The sequence below is a fragment of the Paracoccus sp. MC1862 genome, from assembly GCF_016617715.1.
Classification (GTDB): Bacteria; Pseudomonadota; Alphaproteobacteria; order Rhodobacterales; family Rhodobacteraceae; genus Paracoccus.
This window is the reverse complement of the sequence record NZ_CP067225.1, coordinates 2,323,703-2,340,039: the sequence shown is the minus strand read 5'-3', so window position 1 is coordinate 2,340,039 and position 16,337 is coordinate 2,323,703. Positions and strand designations below refer to the sequence as shown.

The window sequence follows — 16,337 nt, the reverse complement described above, 5'->3', positions numbered from 1 at the left end:
GGATGGTGCGTGAAGATCACGCATCCTGCCTCTGCCTCTGCCTCTGCGTCCGGGTTTGGCGCTGGCGAAAGGGATATCAGGATTTTTCGGGAATGCAGGGTGAGCGATCTGCACGCACTGCTATAAAGCAGTGTCACTCAAGATGGTGCGCGCAACAAACCATCCTGCGTCGTTCAAGCCGTTCGGCTACATGGTCCGCATTGTCATTTCAGGCGGAAATCGGCGGGGATGCGATCGGTGGCTTCGAGGACCAGATCGGCCATCAAGGCGGCGATGACAGGGGCCATGGCGAAGCCGATCTTGAAGCCTCCGTTTGCCACGAAATGGCCGGGGCGGCCGGGCCATGGGCCCAGCAGCGGAGCGCGGCTGGCGGCGCGGGGGCGGATTCCGGCCCAGCGGTCGATGATGGGAGCATCGGCCAGCGCGGGGCAGAGGGTGCGGGCGCGCTCGATCAGGGGGTCGAGTTGGGTGTCCGTCTCCGTGGCGTCGATGAAGTCGCGTTCCGATGTCGAGCCGATGGCGACCGTGCCATCCGCATGGGGGACGATGTGCAGGCCTTCGGCAAAGACCTGCGGCGCGTCCGGGGCGGCATGGGCCAGCAGCGCGGACTGTCCCTTGACGCCATTGCCCATGCTGCGCCCGAGATCGATGGAAAGGGCGGCAAGCCCGGCAGCTCCGGCGGCCCAGATGGCGGGGCTTTCCACCCTGTCCGGCGATTGCTGCCCGGCGCCTTCCTCGATCTCGCCGTCCTTGGCTCGGATCGCCGCGGCCAGCGCCGCACAGGCGCGGCGAGGCGACAGGCGCGCGGAAAGGGTGTCGGTGAGATAAAGCCCGCTGTCGCTGACGGGCAGCAGCAGTCCTTCTGGCGTCTCGGTCAGCGCCATGCGGAAGGGCGCGGGCCAGACTTCGGCCGCCGCCGCGATGCGGGCGCGGAGGCGGTCCGGCGTGGCGGGACCGACCGGCTGGATGCGGCCAGTCCGCGCATAGCCGGGATCGACGCCACCCGCTTGCGCGATCCCGGCCCACCAGCCTTCGGCCGCGAGCAGCGCGTCAAGCTGCATCTGCTTCTTGGCGTTCCAGTTCTCGGGCGCATGCGGGGCCAGCGCCCCCACCGTGCCGCCGCTGGAGCCTGCGCCGACACGCTCGGCCTCAATCACCCGCACTTGCGCGCCTCGGCGCATGCACTCCCAGGCGCATGCGAGGCCGAAGATCCCGGCGCCGATCACCGTCACCCTGCTTGCCATCGCATCGCCCTTTCCGCATGAGCCGCGAAGGGAGTTAGCGCCGATGACCGATGACGACCAGAGCGGGCTGGACTGGCGCGGCGCGATCCCGGTGTCGCGGCGCTTCGACGACCCGTATTTCAGCTTGGCCGGGGGGCTGGAGGAGACGCGCCATGTGTTTCTGGCGGGCAACGACCTGCCCCTGCGCCTGCGGCCCGGCTTTCACGTCGCGGAAACGGGTTTCGGCACCGGGCTGAACCTGCTCGCGCTGGCCGAGGCCGCAACCGTGCCTGTGCGCTTTTCCAGCTTCGAGGCCTTTCCGATGACGGTGGACGAACTCGCCCGCGCCCATGCCGCCTTTCCCGGACTGGCCCGGCTTTCGGCCGAGTTGCGGGCAGGCTGGGGCGCGCCCAGCTTCCGCGTCGGCCATGTCACCGCCGGGATCATCACTGGCGATGCGCGTGAGACGCTTCCCGCATGGCAGGGCATGGCCGACGCCTGGTTCCTGGACGGCTTTGCGCCCGCGAAGAACCCGGAGTTGTGGTCCGAGGCGCTGCTGGCCGAGGTCGGCCGCCACACCGCGCCCGGCGGCAGCTTCGCCACCTATACCGCCGCGGGCCATGTCCGCCGGGCGCTGGCGGCGGCGGGCTTCGCCGTCGAGCGCGCGCCCGGCTTTGCCGGCAAGCGGCACATGAGCCGGGGCGTCAGGCCCTAGCGGCGCACCTGCGGGATGCGGCTGGGGGCGTATTCGACCGGCGGATGGGGCGGCTGGCCGTGGGTGATCCGCCAGAAGGCGGGGCCTCCGCGCCGCAGGAACAGGGGCAGGGCCAGCACGATCCCGGCGACGAAGCCCCCCGCATGGGCCCAGTAGGCCACACCCGCATCGCCCCCGATCATCGCGTAGCCCGAGAAAAGCTGGACCGCGAACCAGACCGCCAGCATCACCCAGGCCGGGATGGTGAACATCTTGATGAGAATGATGATGATCGCCACCACATCCACCTTGGCGCGCGGGAACATCAGCAGGTAGCCCCCCATCACCCCGGCGATCGCGCCCGAGGCGCCGACCATCGGCACGCCCAGCATCGGCTCGGCCCAGACCTGCGCCGCGGCCGCCGCCAGCCCGCAGCCGAGGTAAAAGACCAGAAAGCCAAGATGCCCCATCTGATCCTCAAGGTTGTCCCCGAAAATCCACAGGAACAGCATGTTGCCGCCAAGGTGCAGCAGGCCCGCGTGCAGGAACATGTGGGTGACCCAGCCCCACAGCAGTTCCCCATGCACCACCGCGACGGGGTAAAGCGCCAGCCGTTCCCACAGCCAGACCATGCCGCCGGCCCAGGGCATGGTCAGCAGGAACATCGCCACGTTCAGCACGATCAGCGCATAGGTGACAACGGGCGTGCGCTCGGACGGGTTGTGGTCGCGGATCGGGAACATGGCCGGCCCTTTCGGCTGCAGGGATGGTGGGGTGCGGTGCCCGACCGTGCCACCCAAACACCCCATTGTGCGGATCGGTTCACAGGCTACAGATAAGGCCGACGGGCGCCGATGGCGCCGATGCACGCCGGGGAACGCGCCGATGACCACGATGACCGACCGCAGGAACGCCGCGATCTCGCGCGGGGTGGGGATGACCACGCAGATCTATGCCGAGCGGGCCGAGAACGCCGAGATCTGGGACAAGGACGGCAACCGCTATATCGACTTCGCCGCAGGCATCGCGGTGGTGAACACGGGCCACCGGCACCCGAAGGTGGTGCAGGCAGTGAAGGACCAATTGGACCGCTTCACCCACACCTGCCACCAGGTCGTGCCCTATGAGAACTACGTTTCGCTGGCCGAGCGGCTGAACGCGCTGGTCCCCGGCGATTTCGAGAAGAAGACCATCTTCGCCACTACCGGCGCCGAGGCGGTGGAAAACGCGATCAAGATCGCCCGCTTCGCCACCGGCCGCAGCGCCGTCGTGGCCTTCACCGGGGCCTTCCACGGCCGCACCTTCATGGGGATGACGCTGACCGGCAAGGTCCAGCCCTACAAGGCGGGCTTCGGGGCGATGATGCCCGACGTCTGGCACCTGCCCTTTCCGAACGAGTTGCACGGAGTCACCCAGGCGGATGCGCTTGCCGCCGTGGACAAGCTGTTCAAGGCCGACGTCGATCCCGCCCGCGTGGCCGCGATCATCGTCGAACCCGTGCAGGGCGAGGGCGGCTTCTACCCCGTCCCTTCGGGCTTCATGCAGAAGCTGCGCCAGCTTTGCGACGACCACGGGATGCTGCTGATCGCCGACGAGGTGCAGACCGGCTTTGCCCGCACAGGGCGGTTGTTCGCAATGGAGCTGCACGGGGTCGCGGCCGACATCACCTGCATGGCCAAGGGTCTGGGCGGTGGACTGCCGATTTCCGCTGTCACTGGCCGTGCCGAGGTCATGGACGCGCCGAACCCCGGCGGGCTTGGCGGCACCTATGCCGGCAACCCGCTGGGCGTGGCCGCCGCCCATGCGGTGCTGGACGTGATCGAGGAGGAGGGGCTGGCCGAGCGGGCCGAGCGGCTGGGCCAGCGGCTCAAGCAGCGCCTCGCGTCCTTGCGCGACGATGTGCCCGAGATCGTGGACATCCGCGGCCCCGGCCTGATGAACGCGGTCGAGTTCAACGTCGCAAACAGCGACAGGCCCTCGCCCGAGTTCACCAACCGCGTGCGAGAAGAGGCGCTGAGGCGCGGCCTGATCCTTCTGACCTGCGGCGTTCACGGCAATGTGATTCGTTTCCTGCCGCCGCTTACCGTGCCCGATCCGGTCTTTGACGAGGCGCTGGACATCATCGAGGATTCAATCAGGGCGGCGCGCGTATCCTCCCGCGGGGCCTTGGAAAAAGATGGGCAACTGGCACCGGGAAAGCAGGAGGCCTGAGGCGCGGCGCACGGTCCCGGCAGTGCCGCCTGCCCGCGGAACAGGCAGACCTGCGGTGATCTGCCTGTAAACCAAGCGGCATCGAAAAACATTGTCCTTGTGTCGCCGCTGCCACAGCGGCTGTGCAAAAGGAGGATGTTCCCAATGCAGGACGACAATCGCTACGACCGTGACAACCGGCGCCGCGAGGCGGGGCGCAATGACCGGGACGACGAGTTGCGGGCCAGCCGCCGCTATGGCGACCCCGACCATCCCGGCATGATCAGCGACCGTGACTGGGCGGGGCCTTCGGAATATGGCCGTCATGACAGTGGCCGGGGCTATCGCGGCGGTGACTACGGCAGCGGCTATGGCGGCGGCGACTCGGGCCGCGGCGGTTACGGCGGCACAGAACAGGGCCGCGGTGGCTACGGCGGGGGTGGCTACGGCGGCCGAGGCTACGGTGGACAGGGTGATTACGGCCAGTCCGGCCGTGGCATGTCCACCAGCTATGACTATGCCGGCCGCAATCTCAGCGGCGGCTCGTCGCGCGGCTATGGCGGCGACTACGGCCGCAGCGGCGGCTATGGCGGTGGCGGTCAGGACCGCGACTGGAGCGACGAAGCGGACCGCGGCGCCCAGCGCGGCGGGCAGTGGCGCGGCTCGGACTTCGGGTCCGCTGGCTACTCGGGTGGCTCGGGTGGCTATGGCTCCGGCTATTCGGGCGACTACGGGTCCGGCTACTCGGGCGACTACGGCTCGGGCTACGGCGGCGGTATGGGCGCGCGGCGCGGTGCCGGAATGGGCGCGGGCATGGGCGCGGCCGGCGGCGGCTTCGGCCGGGGCGTGGACACATGGGGCGAGGACGGCTCGTTCCGCGGCGCCCAGGGCGGCAGCGGAGAGACGGGTTCCCATCGCGGGCGAGGCCCCAAGGGCTATTCGCGGTCCGATGACCGGGTGCGCGAGGACGTGTCCGACCGCCTGTCCGACGACCACATGATCGACGCCTCTGACATCGAGGTCGAGGTCAAGGGCGGCGAGGTCACGCTGAGCGGCCAAGTGGAGAACCGCCAGGCCAAGCGCCTGGCAGAGGACATCGCCGAGCGGGTCATGGGCGTGAACCACGTCCAGAACAACCTGCGCGTCAAGGGCTCGTCCTCGGGGTCGATGAGCGGGTCAGGCGGGTCCTCGGGCGGCAGCAGCGGGACGACCGGGGGCTTCGGCTCCGGCGAGTCCGGCGGCTCGTCGGGCACGATGAGCGGCTCGGTCGGGTCGGGTAGCGGTTCGTCCAGCGGTTCCAGCGGCAGCGGCTCGTCCGGCTCGTCCTTGGGCTCGTCCAGCGGTTCCTCGACGGGTTCGGGTTCGTCCAGCCGCAGTTGAGCGGAGCGGATGAAAGAGGCGGGCGGCCGACGGGCCGCCCGTTTCCGCGTCTAGAGGCCGCCCAGAAGCGCCTCGGTCAACGGATGCGCAGGGTCGGTCAGCCCGTCGATGACATCCAGGTGGTGCCGCCCGGCCTCGACCATCAGCTCGGTCCGGTTCGGGATACCCGCCCATGCCGCGTGGATCAGGCGCGACTGCTGGACAAAGACTGGCCGCTCGTCCGCGCCGACCCAGACATGCAGGTCGAGATCGCGGGCGGGCAGGTGGAACAGCGGGCTTTCGCTATGCGCGACCTCGTCCGTCAGCCCGAGGTCGCCCTGCATGGCGGTGAACTGCAGCGGCCGCAGGTCGAAGAGGCCCGAGATCGTCAGGCAGCGCCGGATGCGGGCCAGCACCGGCGCCGGAAGCGGGCTGTCCCTGCAGATCAGCCGCGCGGCCAGATGACCCCCTGCGGAATGGCCGGCTAGCGCGATCGGTCCCTTTATCCGCTCGGCCGCCATGGCCACCTGCGCCGCCACCGCGTCCCGCATTTCGGCCAGTGTGCCCGCCGGCGCAAGCGGATAGCCGGGTAGCACCACCGCCCAGCCCCGCGCCAGAGCGCCTTGCGAGAAGTGAGAGAACCACCCCGGCCCGAACTTCACCCAGTAGCCGCCGTGGACAAAGACCATCAGCCCCTTGGGTGGCCCCTCGGGGCGGTAAAATTCGCCAGCTTCGCCCGCCTCGGGTGGGTGCATGGCCCGAAAGGCGGCGGCGTCGCGCAGCCATCGGTCCGGGATCTCCGCACCGCCGGGGATATGGGCGATATTGGCATAAGCGTCGTCCCAGTCGGCGATGCCATCCACGATCATGCGGGCTTCACCTTGGCCGCCGTCCCCTTGGCGAAAGCTTCCAGCCGGGCCTTGGCGGCCTCCTGCGTGTTCACCATGCCGGCCACGACCGACTCGGCATAGGCCGCGTCCAGCGCGCTCATGTTCTGCATGTGGCTGATGGCCGAGCAGATGGCGAAGTTGGAAAGCGGCGGGTTCTGGGCCGCGGCGCGAGCGATCTCGTAGGCCTTGGCCTCGGCATCATCGACCAGATACTGGGCAAGGCCCACGTCCACCGCCTCCTGCCCGCGATACAGGCGGCCCGACAGCATCATGTCGATCATCCGCGCCTTGCCGATCAGGTCCGCCACCCGGATCGTCGCGCCCCCGCCGGTGAACAACCCGCGCTGGCCTTCCGGCAGGCCAAAATAGGTGGACTGGTCCGCGACCCGGATATGGGCGGCCGAGGCAAGCTCCAGCCCCCCGCCCACGACCGCGCCCTTCAGGGCGGCGATGATGGGGACGCCGCCGTATTCCATCTTGTTGAAGGCCTCGTGCCAGCGCAGGCAGACATGCATGAAGTCGGACGCGCTGCGGTTCGCGTGGTAATGTTCCACCAGATCCAGCCCTGCGCTGAAGTGCGTGCCTTCGCCCCGCAGCACGCAGGCGCGCACGCCCGCGCGGGGCAGGGCGGTGAAGACGTCCACCAGTTCCTCGACCGTGGCCGCGTCCAGCGCGTTGCGCTTGGCGAGGCGGTTCAGCGTCACCGTGGCGATGCCATCTTCGTCCACGTTCAGGCGGAGGTTTTCCAAGGGCAGGTCAGGGAGGGTCCGCATGAGGTTCAGCCTTTCGTAATCAGGTGGATGACATAGGGCAGGGTCAGGATGCAGCCCGCCGTGGACACGAGGATCGTGGCCGAGACGCGCTGCTCGGCCAGCGCGAAGTGGTGCGCGAGGATATGGACGGTGCCCGCGACCGGCAGGGCGGCGGCGGCGATCATCACCCCGGCGGCCGTGGGTTCGACCGCCAGCACGAAGGCCGCAAGCGCCACGGCGGCCGGGTGCAGGATCAGCTTGGCCCCGCTGAGCCACGCGGCCGGCCCCAGCCGTTCGGCCGGACGGTGCGCCAGCGAAGCGCCGATGGCGAACAGCGCGCCGGGGGTCGCGGCCCCGCCCAGAAGCGTCATGAACTCGGCCGCGGGCGCGGGCCATGGCAGGCGCAGGGCGGACCACAGCAGCCCCGCCGCCATCGAGCCGATCATCGGGTTGCGGATGATGCCCTTCAGGACCGGCAGGAAGGTGCCGAACCCGATGCGGCCGTGGCGGACCGCCGCGACGATCAGCGTGACCAGCATGGCGAAGACCGCCAGATCCAGCGCCAGCACCATCAGCACCGGCCCGACCGCCGCCGGCCCCAGCAGCACGACCAGCATCGGCACGCCCAGAAAGCCCGTGTTCCCCGTGATCGCCGTATGGGCCAGCATCGCTGCCTCGGGGGCGGGCGAGCCACGGCTACGGGCGATGGCTGCGACCAGCAGCCAGACCACGGCAGAACCTGCCACATAGGCCAGCGCGAAACGCAGGTCGAACAGTTCGCGGATGTTCAGCGAGGCGGCAAAGCCGAACAGCATCGCCGACAGCGCGAAATAGAAGACGAATTTCGTCAGCGCCGCCGTCGCCTCGGCCGAGAACAGCCGCAGCCGCCCGGCCAGCCAGCCGGTCCCGATCAGTGCAAAGAACGGCAGCGTCTTGAGAAAGATCGCCAGCACGGGCGTTCCTCCCTCGACCGCCTTCGGGGCGCGACAGAAGCATCCCCGTGCGCGGGACGCAAGATCAGCCGCGCCGCACGAGGTAGCGGCGGGCGCCGTCGGGCAGGGGGTTTGAGGCGACCAGTTCATGCCCGCCCTCGGCGCAGAAATGCGGCACGTCCAGCACCGCCGCCGGGTCGGTCGCCACCAGTGCCACCGTCGCCCCGGCGGGCAGGGAAGAGAGCGTCCGGCGCAGCTTCAGCACCGGCAGGGGGCAGAGAAGATGCCGCGCGTCGATTTCCGCGTCCGCGGTCATGCGGCGGCGCGGTGGCTGCGACACCAGCCTTCGGCCCCGGCCCAGGTCAGCGGCCGGGCATAATCTCCGGCGAAATCGATGAAGGCGGGGACAAGCTCGGGCGCGACGGCGACCAGGACGGGGGTGCCGTTTGCCAGCGCGTCGGCGATGAAGTCGCGGAAGCCCCGACCCGCGGCCTCCTGCTTGCCGAACTTGTTGACCAGCGCGAGGTCGGCGCCTTCCAGCCCCCGGGCCGCCAGCGCCGCCGCCCGTTCCAGCGCATCCGTATCCAGCCGGCAGCCCTGCGCGCCCGCGCCCAGCGATTGCGAGATGCGGATGGGCGGGGCGTCTGTGCCCAGCACCGTCAGTTCCATGTCGCAGGCGCAGTCGCCGCCGCGGTCAAGGTTGGCCTGCACGGCGCCCGCCAGCCGCAGCCCTTGCGCCGCAAGCCTGCAGGCCAGCGCGGCCATCCGGGCGTTGCCGTCGTCCTCGTCGTGGATCACATATCCCAGCATGGCCGCGATCCTAAGATGAGCGGCCTGCCCCGGCAAGCCGCTGCGTGCCTGCTTGCGGCCCTCCGACGCGCAGCGCAGACTGTGCCGGATGAGCAGGGAAATCGCGGGAATCGTGCTGGCCGGGGGGCAGTCGCGTCGGATGGGCGGCGGCGACAAGGGGCTGCTGGACCTCGGCGGGCGCCCGGTCATCGCCCATGTGATCGAACGTCTGGGCTGCGCCCGCGCGATCAGTGCGAACGGCGATCCGGCGCGTTTTGCAGACTTCGGCCTGCCCGTTCTGCCCGACAGCCTGCCGGACTGGCCGGGGCCGCTGGCGGGCGTGCTGGCCGGGATGGACTGGGCGGCGGCGCGGGGTATCCCCCGCATCGTCACCGCCGCCGCCGACACGCCCTTCTTCCCGCGCGACCTCGCGGCGCGGCTTGCAGGCGTCGAGGCGCCGGTGATCATGGCGAGCAACGACGGCGACCATCCCGCCTTCGCCCTCTGGGACGTTTCCCTGCGCGACGACCTGCGTGCCGCGCTGCACTCGGGCACCCGGCGGATGCGCGACTGGATGGACGCGCATGGCGCCGTCCGGGTCGGGTTTCCGGGCGACGATCCCTTCTTCAACATCAACACGCCCGCCGAGCTGGCAACGGCCCGCCTCAGGCTGTCGCAGGAACAGGAATGGACCTGAAATCCGCCCTCATGGGCCTGAGCTTCGCGGCGATCTGGGCCTCGGCCTTCACCTCGACGCGGATCGCGGTGATCGAAATGCCGCCGCTGCTGGCGCTGGTGATCCGATTCAGTGCCTCTGCCGTCATCGCCATCGGGCTGGCCTATGCGATGGGCCAGTCGATGCGGCTGTCGCGGGCCGAGTGGCGCACGGTGGTCGTCTTCGGCCTCTGCCAGAACGCGCTCTACCTTGGCCTCAACTGGGTCGGGATGCAGTGGGTCGAGGCGTCGGCCGCCTCGATCATCGCCTCGATGATGCCGCTGCTGGTGGCCTTCGCGGGCTGGGCCTTCCTGCGCCAGCCGCTGCGGCCGCAGGCGGTGGCGGGACTGGTGATCGGCGTTGTCGGAGTCGTCATCATCATGAGCGTGCGGATCTCGCAGGGGATGAACCTTCTCGGCCTCGCTCTGTGCCTTGCCGCCGTGGTGGCGCTGACCGTCGCCACGCTGGCGGTGCGCGGCGCGGGCGGGGGGCCGAACGTGATGATGATCGTGGGCCTGCAGATGGCGGTGGGTGCGGTGGCGCTGGTCCTGCCCGCGGCGGCGCTCGAATGGGGCCGGTCTTTCGAATGGAGCGGGCGGCTGATCGGCGCGCTGGCCTATTCGGTCCTCGTGCCCGGCATCCTTGCGACTTTTATCTGGTTCCGGCTGGTCACGCGCATCGGCGCGGTCAGGGCGGCGGCCTTCCATTTCCTGTCCCCGCCCTTGGGCGTCGCTACCGCCGCGCTGTGGCTGGGCGAAAGCTTCGGCTGGTCGGACGTGATCGGGTCCATCATCGTCGCCATCGGCATCCTGATGGTGCAGCTTGCCCGTGTCGCCCCCACGCCTGCCGTGCCGGGCCTCGCGGCGGAACCACGGAACGCATGACCCCCCGCCGAGGTTGAGCGGCGATGCGCGCCGACGATTTCCTTCATCCCACCGATGCCGGGCTTTACTGCCCTTCGGGTGATTTTTTCATTGACCCACTGCGACCCGTGCCCCGCGCCCTCATCACCCACGGCCACGGCGACCACGCCCGGTCCGGCCACGGCGCGGTCATGGCCACGCGCGAGACGCTGGAGATCATGGCGATCCGCTATGGCGAGGATTTCACTGCCTCCCGGCAGGTGGCCGACGGGCCAACGCAAGTGGGCAGCGTTGAGGTCAGCTTCCACCCCGCGGGCCACATCCTCGGCTCGGCCCAGATCCGGCTGGCCTGTCAGGGCGGGCCAGTCATCACCGTTTCCGGCGACTACTGCCGCACCCCCAACCCCGTCTGCGCCCCGTGGGAACCTGTCCCCTGCGACATCTTCGTGACCGAGGCGACCTTCGGCCTGCCGGTCTTCAAGCATCCCGACCCGGCGGCGGAAACGCAGAAGCTGCTCGCCAGCATGGCCGAGTTCCCCGACCGCCCGCATCTGGTCGGCGCCTATGCCTTGGGCAAGGCGCAGCGGGTGATCGCCCTGCTACGGCAGGCGGGCTACGACGCGCCGATCCACCTGCACGGCAGCGCCCAGCGGCTGAGCGACTACCATGTGGCCGAGGGCATCCCGCTGGGCGACTTGCGCCCCGCCACCACGCCGAAACAGATCGAGGGGCAGGTGGTCATCGCCCCCCCCTCGGCTTTCGCCTCGCCTTGGGTCCAGCGCTTCCGCGATCCGGTGATCTGCTTCGCCTCCGGCTGGATGGCCGTCCGCGCCCGTGCCCGGCAAAGGGGCGTGGAACTGCCGCTGGTCATCAGCGACCACGTGGACTGGCCACAACTGACGCAGACGCTCACTGAACTGCGCCCCTCGGAAGTCTGGGTCACCCATGGCGCCGAGGAAGCGCTGGTCCGCTGGTGCGAGCTGAACCAGCTTCGCGCCCGCCCCCTGCGGCTGGTCGGCTACGAGGACGAGGAAGAATGAGAGGTTCTTCTTCGGACAAATATCCCCGGGGGGCTCGGGGGGCAGGCAGCCCCCCGTCCGGCGGTGCCGCATGAAGGCCTTCGCCGCCCTGCTGGAACGGCTGGCCTTCACGCCCGCGCGCAATGCCAAGCTGCAGATCCTGCAGCACTACCTGGAACGCACGCCCGACCCCAACCGCGGCTATGCCTTTGCCGCTCTGACGGGCAATCTCAAGCTGCGCGCCGTCACACCCGGCCTGCTGCGCGGCCTCGCGGTCGATCGCTTCGACGAGCTGCTCTTCGCCCTGTCCTACGACTTCGTCGGCGACCTCGCCGAAACCATCGCGCTGATCTGGGAAGGCGAGCCGCAGGGTGACCTGTCCATCACCGAAGCCGTTCACCTGCTGGAAACCACCGGCAAGGCCGGGCTGCCCGCCGCCATCGCCGGCGTTCTGGACCGGCTCGGCCCCTCCGAGCGGCTGGCCTTCCTCAAGCTCGCCACCGGCAACCTGCGGATCGGCCTGTCGGCGCGGCTGGCGCGCACGGCGCTGGCGCAGATGGGGGCGCCCACGCTGGGCGAGATCGAGGAGGTCTGGCACGGCCTCAAGCCCCCCTATCCCGAGGTCTTCGCCTGGGTCGAGGGCGGCCCGCGCCCTGACCGCGCGGCGCTGGCGCCCTTCCGGCCGGTGATGCTCTCGACCCCCACGGACTTGGACGAACTCCGCGCGCTCGACCCTGCCGACCATGTCGCGGAATGGAAATGGGACGGCATCCGCGTGCAGGCTGTCAGCGAGGGCGGGGTCAGCCGCCTTTATTCCCGGACCGGAGAGGACATTTCCGGCGCCTTCCCCGACCTGATCGCCGAGATGACCTGGGAAGGCGCGGTCGATGGCGAGCTTCTGGTCCGCAACGAGGGCGGGGTCGCCACATTCAACGACCTCCAGCAGCGGCTGAACCGCAAGACGGTCAGCCGCGCCATGCTGCAAAGCCACCCGGCGGGCCTGCGCGTCTATGACCTGCTGATCTGGAACGGCGAGGACCAGCGCGCCCGCCCCCTGACGGACCGCCGCGCCGTGCTTGAGACGGCGGATTTCCGGTCCGACCGCATCGACATCTCGCCGCTTCTGCCGTTCGGGACATGGGACGACCTCGCCGCCCTGCGCGCCGATCCGCCCGACCCGGTGATCGAGGGGGTGATGATCAAGCGCCGCGACGCGCCTTACACCGGCGGCCGTCCCCGTGGTCCCTGGTTCAAGTGGAAGCGCGACCCCCGCGTGGTGGACGCGGTGCTGATCTATGCCCAGCGCGGGCACGGCAAACGCTCGGGCTATTATTCGGACTTCACCTTCGGCCTCTGGGATGGCGACACGCTGGTCCCGGTCGGCAAGGCCTATTTCGGCTTCACTGATGAGGAGCTGCGCGAACTTGACCGCTTCGTCCGCAACAACACGACGGAACGCTTCGGCCCCGTCCGCGCCGTCGCCCCGAAGCTGGTGGTCGAGGTCGCCTTCGAGGGCGTCAACCGATCCGCCCGCCACCGTTCCGGCGTGGCCCTGCGCTTCCCGCGCATCAGCCACATTCGCTGGGACAAGCCGGCGGTCGAGGCGGACCGGCTGGACACGCTGGAAGCGATGATCGACGCGCCCAATGTCTTCGACGCCGAGGCAGCTCGGGCCGGCGTGCGCCACGGGCGGACGAAGCGGCGTAACGGGGCGAGCGATCTGCCCGAAGAAGCGGGGGCTTCGCGCCCCCTGAATGGCGTCGAGACGCCATCCACCCCCGCGGGATATTTGGACGAAGAAGAATGAGCCTTCCCCCCGCCTTCGCCGACTGGTTCGCGCGGCAGGGCTGGACTCCGCATCCGCACCAGCTTGCGCTGCTGGAGGCCACGGGCGACAGCCTGCTGATCGCGCCCACGGGGGGCGGCAAGACGCTGGCCGGGTTCCTGCCCTCGCTGGTGGAACTGGCCGGGGGGTGGAGGGGGCTGCACACACTCTATGTCTCGCCGCTGAAGGCGCTGACGGCGGACATCGGGCGCAACCTCGCGCGCCCTGTCGCGGACCTGAACCTGCCCATCCGGGTCGAGGATCGCACCGGCGACACCAAGGCCAGCGCCCGCCAGCGCCAGCGCACCGACCCGCCGCAGATCCTGCTGACGACGCCCGAAAGCCTCGCGCTGATGCTGAGCTACCTCGAGGCGCCGAAGATCTTCGGCAGCCTCCGCCGCGTGGTGCTGGATGAATTGCACGCGCTGGCGGAATCCAAGCGCGGCGACCAGTTGATGCTGGGACTCGCGCGGCTGCGCAGCCTTTCGCCCGGCCTGATCGCCACCGGCCTGTCGGCGACGGTTGAGGACCCGCAGGCGCTGGCCGGGTTCATGGGCGGGGCGCAGGTCGTCCATGCCGATCCCGGCCCCGACCCGGACATCGCCATGCTGCCGACCAGCCGCCCGCCGCCCTGGGCCGGGGCAGGGGGGCGCTATGCCGTCAGCGACGTGCTGAAGGCCGTGGCCGAGGCCCGCACGACGATCATCTTCATCAACACCCGCGCCCAGGCCGAGCTGTTCTTCCAGGCGCTCTGGGCCGAGAACGACCAGAACCTCCCCATCGGTCTGCACCACGGCAGCCTTGCGCGCGAGGCGCGCGCGCGGGTCGAGGCCGCGATGGCCGCGGGCGAGTTGCGGGCAGTTGTGGCGACGGGCAGCCTTGATCTCGGGATCGACTGGGGCGACGTCGATCTGGTGATCCAGGTGGGCGCGCCCAAGAACGTCAAGCGGCTGGTCCAGCGGATCGGACGGGCGAACCACCGCTACAACGCGCCGTCCCGCGCCCGCATGGTCCCCGCCAACCGATTCGAGGTGATCGAGTGCATCGCCGCGCTGGAAGCCGTGCGCGAACGCGACCTTGATGGCGACGCGAGGGGGCCGGGGCCGCTTGACGTCCTCTGCCAGCATATCCTGCTGACCGCCTGCGCGGGGCCTTTCGACGCCGATGCGCTGTATGCCGAGGTCCGCTCCGCCGGTCCCTACCGTGACCTGTCCCGCGCCGATTTCGACGATTGCCTGAACTTCGCGGCGACGGGAGGCTATGCGCTCCGCGCCTATGACCGCTGGCAGCGGCTGATGCAGCGGGGCAACCTGTGGGGCCTGCGCGACCCCCGTGCCGCCCGCGACCTGCGGATGAACGTCGGCACCATCGTGGAAGCCGAGATGACCAAGGTCCGCTGGAAGCGCGGCGGCGGGCTGCTGGGCGAGGTCGAGGAATCCTTCGCCGCCAGCCTCGTCCCCGGCGACAGCTTCCTGACCGGCGGCAAGATCGTCCGCTACGAAGCCCTGCGCGAGTTGGTGGTCGAGGTCAGCCCCAGCCCCCGCAAGGAACCCAAGATCGCCGTCTTCACCGGCGTCAGGATGCCCATGTCGGCGGAACTGAGCCACCGCGTCCTGTCCCTGATCGGCGATCCTTCCCGCTGGGAGGTTCTGCCCCGACCCACCCGCGACTGGCTGTCCCTGCAGGCCCAGGTTTCGGCCGTGCCCCGCCCCGGCACGCTGCTGGCCGAGACCTTTCCGCACATGGGCCGCTGGCACATCGCGGTCTATGGCTTCGCCGGGCACAATGCCATGCAGACGCTGGGCCTGCTTCTGACGCGAGCGATGGAGGAGTCGGGGCTTGGTCCGCTAGGGTTTTCCTCGACCGACTACGCGCTGCTGATCTGGTCGCTGGACCCGGTGAGAGACCTTGCGCCGCTCTTGGACCGTGACAAGCTGCGGGCGGGCCTGGGGGACTGGCTCGCGGGCAATGCGGTGATGAAGCGGACCTTCAAGAACGTCGCCATCATATCTGGCCTGATCCAGCGCAACATGCCGGGCGGGCGGCGGTCGGGCAAGCAGGCGACCTTCTCGACCGACATCCTTTACGACACCCTGCGCCGGCACGACCCCGACCACCTGTTGCTGCGGATCACGGCAGCCGAGGCCGGTCGCGGCCTGGTCGATTTCGGCCGTATTGAGGAGATGCTGGACCGCTCGCCCGTCCTTGACCACCGGCAACTGGACCGCGTATCCCCGCTGGCCGCGCCCCTGATGCTGGAAATGGGGCGCGTCAGGATCGAGGGGCAGGGTCGGATGCGGCTGGCCGAGCAGGAGGCAGAGGCTTTGATGCAGGCGGCAGGATTGCAGTTTACCGACGATCCGGCGGGCTTCGACACGCCGGCCGAGCCGCCGCATCGCTCGCGCCGGGCGCGATGACCGGCTTTGCCTTCACTTGGCACGGGCTTCAGCTTGAGGCGCGCTGCTCGGGCGCGCTGTGGTGGCCCGAGGAGCGCTGGCTGGTTGTGGCCGACCTGCATCTCGGCAAGTCCGAGCGCATGGCCCGGCGCGGCGGCGCGCTGCTGCCGCCCTATGAGGGGATCGAGACCCTGCGCCGCCTTGAGGCAGAGGCCGAGGCGCTGGACCCGGCAGTGATCGTCAGCCTCGGCGATGGCTTCGATGACGACGCGGCCGCAGAGGGGCTGGATCCCGCTGTGGAAAAGGCCGTCGCCGCGCTGGGGCAGGGGCGGCGCTTGCTGTGGATCGCGGGAAACCACGACCCGAAAACCGGTGCCGAGACGCTGAAGATGGGCCGGGCCACCCTGCGGCACGAGCCGGAAGGGGACGGCCCCGACATCAGCGGCCATTTCCACCCGGTCGTGCGGCTGGCGGGGGCGCGGCGGCGGGCGCTGCTGGTCGGGCCGTCGCACATGATCCTGCCGGCCTTCGGGGCCTATACCGGAGGGCTGGATGCGGGCTCGCAGGCGATCACCCGCTGGGTGCCGCATGGGTTCGCGGTCGCTTGCCTGCACAAGGCCCTGCCGGTGCCCCTGCGGGCCGCATGATCGGAAAAGGCCGCCGGAAGAACCGGCGGCCTGCATCCTTGCC

16 protein-coding genes are annotated in these 16,337 nt (G+C 69.8%); 9 read left to right on the top strand and 7 right to left on the bottom strand.

The window, feature by feature from the left end; all coding sequences use genetic code 11:
* Window positions 1–203: 203 nt before the first annotated feature.
* Complete coding sequence (locus JGR78_RS11560; RefSeq protein WP_182803778.1) at window positions 204–1,244, bottom strand: FAD-binding oxidoreductase; 1,041 nt, start codon at window positions 1,242–1,244, stop codon at window positions 204–206.
* Window positions 1,245–1,287: 43 nt separating this feature from the next.
* On the opposite strand from JGR78_RS11560, the gene mnmD reads away from it, so the two are divergent.
* Window positions 1,288–1,938 (top strand): tRNA (5-methylaminomethyl-2-thiouridine)(34)-methyltransferase MnmD, encoded by a 651-nt coding sequence (gene mnmD, locus JGR78_RS11555; RefSeq protein ID WP_182792093.1) that lies wholly within the window; start codon window positions 1,288–1,290, stop codon window positions 1,936–1,938.
* Here the strand turns inward: mnmD and JGR78_RS11550 are convergent.
* Window positions 1,935–2,660 carry a rhomboid family intramembrane serine protease gene (locus tag JGR78_RS11550; protein WP_182792094.1) on the bottom strand — a complete coding sequence of 242 codons (726 nt, stop codon included), beginning with the start codon at window positions 2,658–2,660 and terminating at the stop codon, window positions 1,935–1,937. The genes mnmD and JGR78_RS11550 overlap by 4 nt on opposite strands.
* A 142-nt stretch (window positions 2,661–2,802) precedes the next feature.
* Between JGR78_RS11550 and JGR78_RS11545 the strand changes: the two genes are divergently transcribed.
* Together JGR78_RS11545 and JGR78_RS18185 are read left to right on the top strand one after the other, a co-directional pair.
* Window positions 2,803–4,128 (top strand): 4-aminobutyrate--2-oxoglutarate transaminase, encoded by a 1,326-nt coding sequence (locus tag JGR78_RS11545; protein WP_182792095.1) that lies wholly within the window; start codon window positions 2,803–2,805, stop codon window positions 4,126–4,128.
* A 144-nt stretch (window positions 4,129–4,272) separates the two neighbouring features.
* Window positions 4,273–5,487, top strand: a complete 1,215-nt coding sequence (locus JGR78_RS18185; RefSeq protein ID WP_234450730.1) for a BON domain-containing protein — start codon at window positions 4,273–4,275, stop codon at window positions 5,485–5,487.
* A 50-nt stretch (window positions 5,488–5,537) separates the two neighbouring features.
* On the opposite strand, the gene JGR78_RS11535 is transcribed toward JGR78_RS18185, so the two are convergent.
* The 5 genes from JGR78_RS11535 to JGR78_RS11515 form a co-directional block, all read right to left on the bottom strand.
* A complete protein-coding gene (locus tag JGR78_RS11535; protein ID WP_182792096.1) occupies window positions 5,538–6,335 on the bottom strand; it encodes an alpha/beta hydrolase in 798 nt (265 codons plus the stop codon).
* On the bottom strand, window positions 6,332–7,129 hold the full coding sequence (locus tag JGR78_RS11530; RefSeq protein WP_182803775.1) for a crotonase/enoyl-CoA hydratase family protein: 798 nt from the start codon (window positions 7,127–7,129) through the stop codon (window positions 6,332–6,334). Before JGR78_RS11530 ends, JGR78_RS11535 begins: the two co-directional genes overlap by 4 nt.
* A 5-nt stretch (window positions 7,130–7,134) precedes the next feature.
* Window positions 7,135–8,061, bottom strand: a complete 927-nt coding sequence (locus JGR78_RS11525; RefSeq protein ID WP_182792098.1) for an AEC family transporter — start codon at window positions 8,059–8,061, stop codon at window positions 7,135–7,137.
* A gap of 64 nt (window positions 8,062–8,125) precedes the next feature.
* Window positions 8,126–8,356: a sulfurtransferase TusA family protein gene (locus JGR78_RS11520; RefSeq protein WP_182792099.1), complete on the bottom strand. Its 231-nt coding sequence runs from the start codon at window positions 8,354–8,356 to the stop codon at window positions 8,126–8,128.
* Entirely contained in the window at window positions 8,353–8,850 is a 498-nt protein-coding gene (locus JGR78_RS11515) for a DUF2478 domain-containing protein (RefSeq protein ID WP_182792100.1), read from the bottom strand. Before JGR78_RS11515 ends, JGR78_RS11520 begins: the two co-directional genes overlap by 4 nt.
* Window positions 8,851–8,938: 88 nt before the next feature.
* Here JGR78_RS11515 and mobA point away from each other — a divergent pair, with 88 nt between their 5' ends.
* From mobA to pdeM, 6 genes are all read left to right on the top strand, one after another.
* Entirely contained in the window at window positions 8,939–9,526 is a 588-nt protein-coding gene (gene mobA, locus JGR78_RS11510) for a molybdenum cofactor guanylyltransferase MobA (protein ID WP_182792101.1), read from the top strand.
* Complete coding sequence (locus JGR78_RS11505; protein WP_182792102.1) at window positions 9,517–10,428, top strand: DMT family transporter; 912 nt, start codon at window positions 9,517–9,519, stop codon at window positions 10,426–10,428. The genes mobA and JGR78_RS11505 overlap by 10 nt, the downstream gene beginning before the upstream one ends.
* A gap of 23 nt (window positions 10,429–10,451) precedes the next feature.
* Window positions 10,452–11,447, top strand: coding sequence for a ligase-associated DNA damage response exonuclease (locus JGR78_RS11500; RefSeq protein WP_182792103.1), 996 nt, complete (start codon window positions 10,452–10,454; stop codon window positions 11,445–11,447).
* A 70-nt stretch (window positions 11,448–11,517) separates the two neighbouring features.
* Window positions 11,518–13,233 (top strand): cisplatin damage response ATP-dependent DNA ligase, encoded by a 1,716-nt coding sequence (locus JGR78_RS11495; protein ID WP_182792104.1) that lies wholly within the window; start codon window positions 11,518–11,520, stop codon window positions 13,231–13,233.
* Window positions 13,230–15,668, top strand: coding sequence for a ligase-associated DNA damage response DEXH box helicase (locus tag JGR78_RS11490; protein ID WP_182803773.1), 2,439 nt, complete (start codon window positions 13,230–13,232; stop codon window positions 15,666–15,668). Before JGR78_RS11495 ends, JGR78_RS11490 begins: the two co-directional genes overlap by 4 nt.
* Window positions 15,665–16,294 carry a ligase-associated DNA damage response endonuclease PdeM gene (gene pdeM / locus JGR78_RS11485; RefSeq protein ID WP_182803771.1) on the top strand — a complete coding sequence of 210 codons (630 nt, stop codon included), beginning with the start codon at window positions 15,665–15,667 and terminating at the stop codon, window positions 16,292–16,294. The genes JGR78_RS11490 and pdeM overlap by 4 nt, the downstream gene beginning before the upstream one ends.
* The last annotated feature ends 43 nt before the right edge of the window (window positions 16,295–16,337 follow it).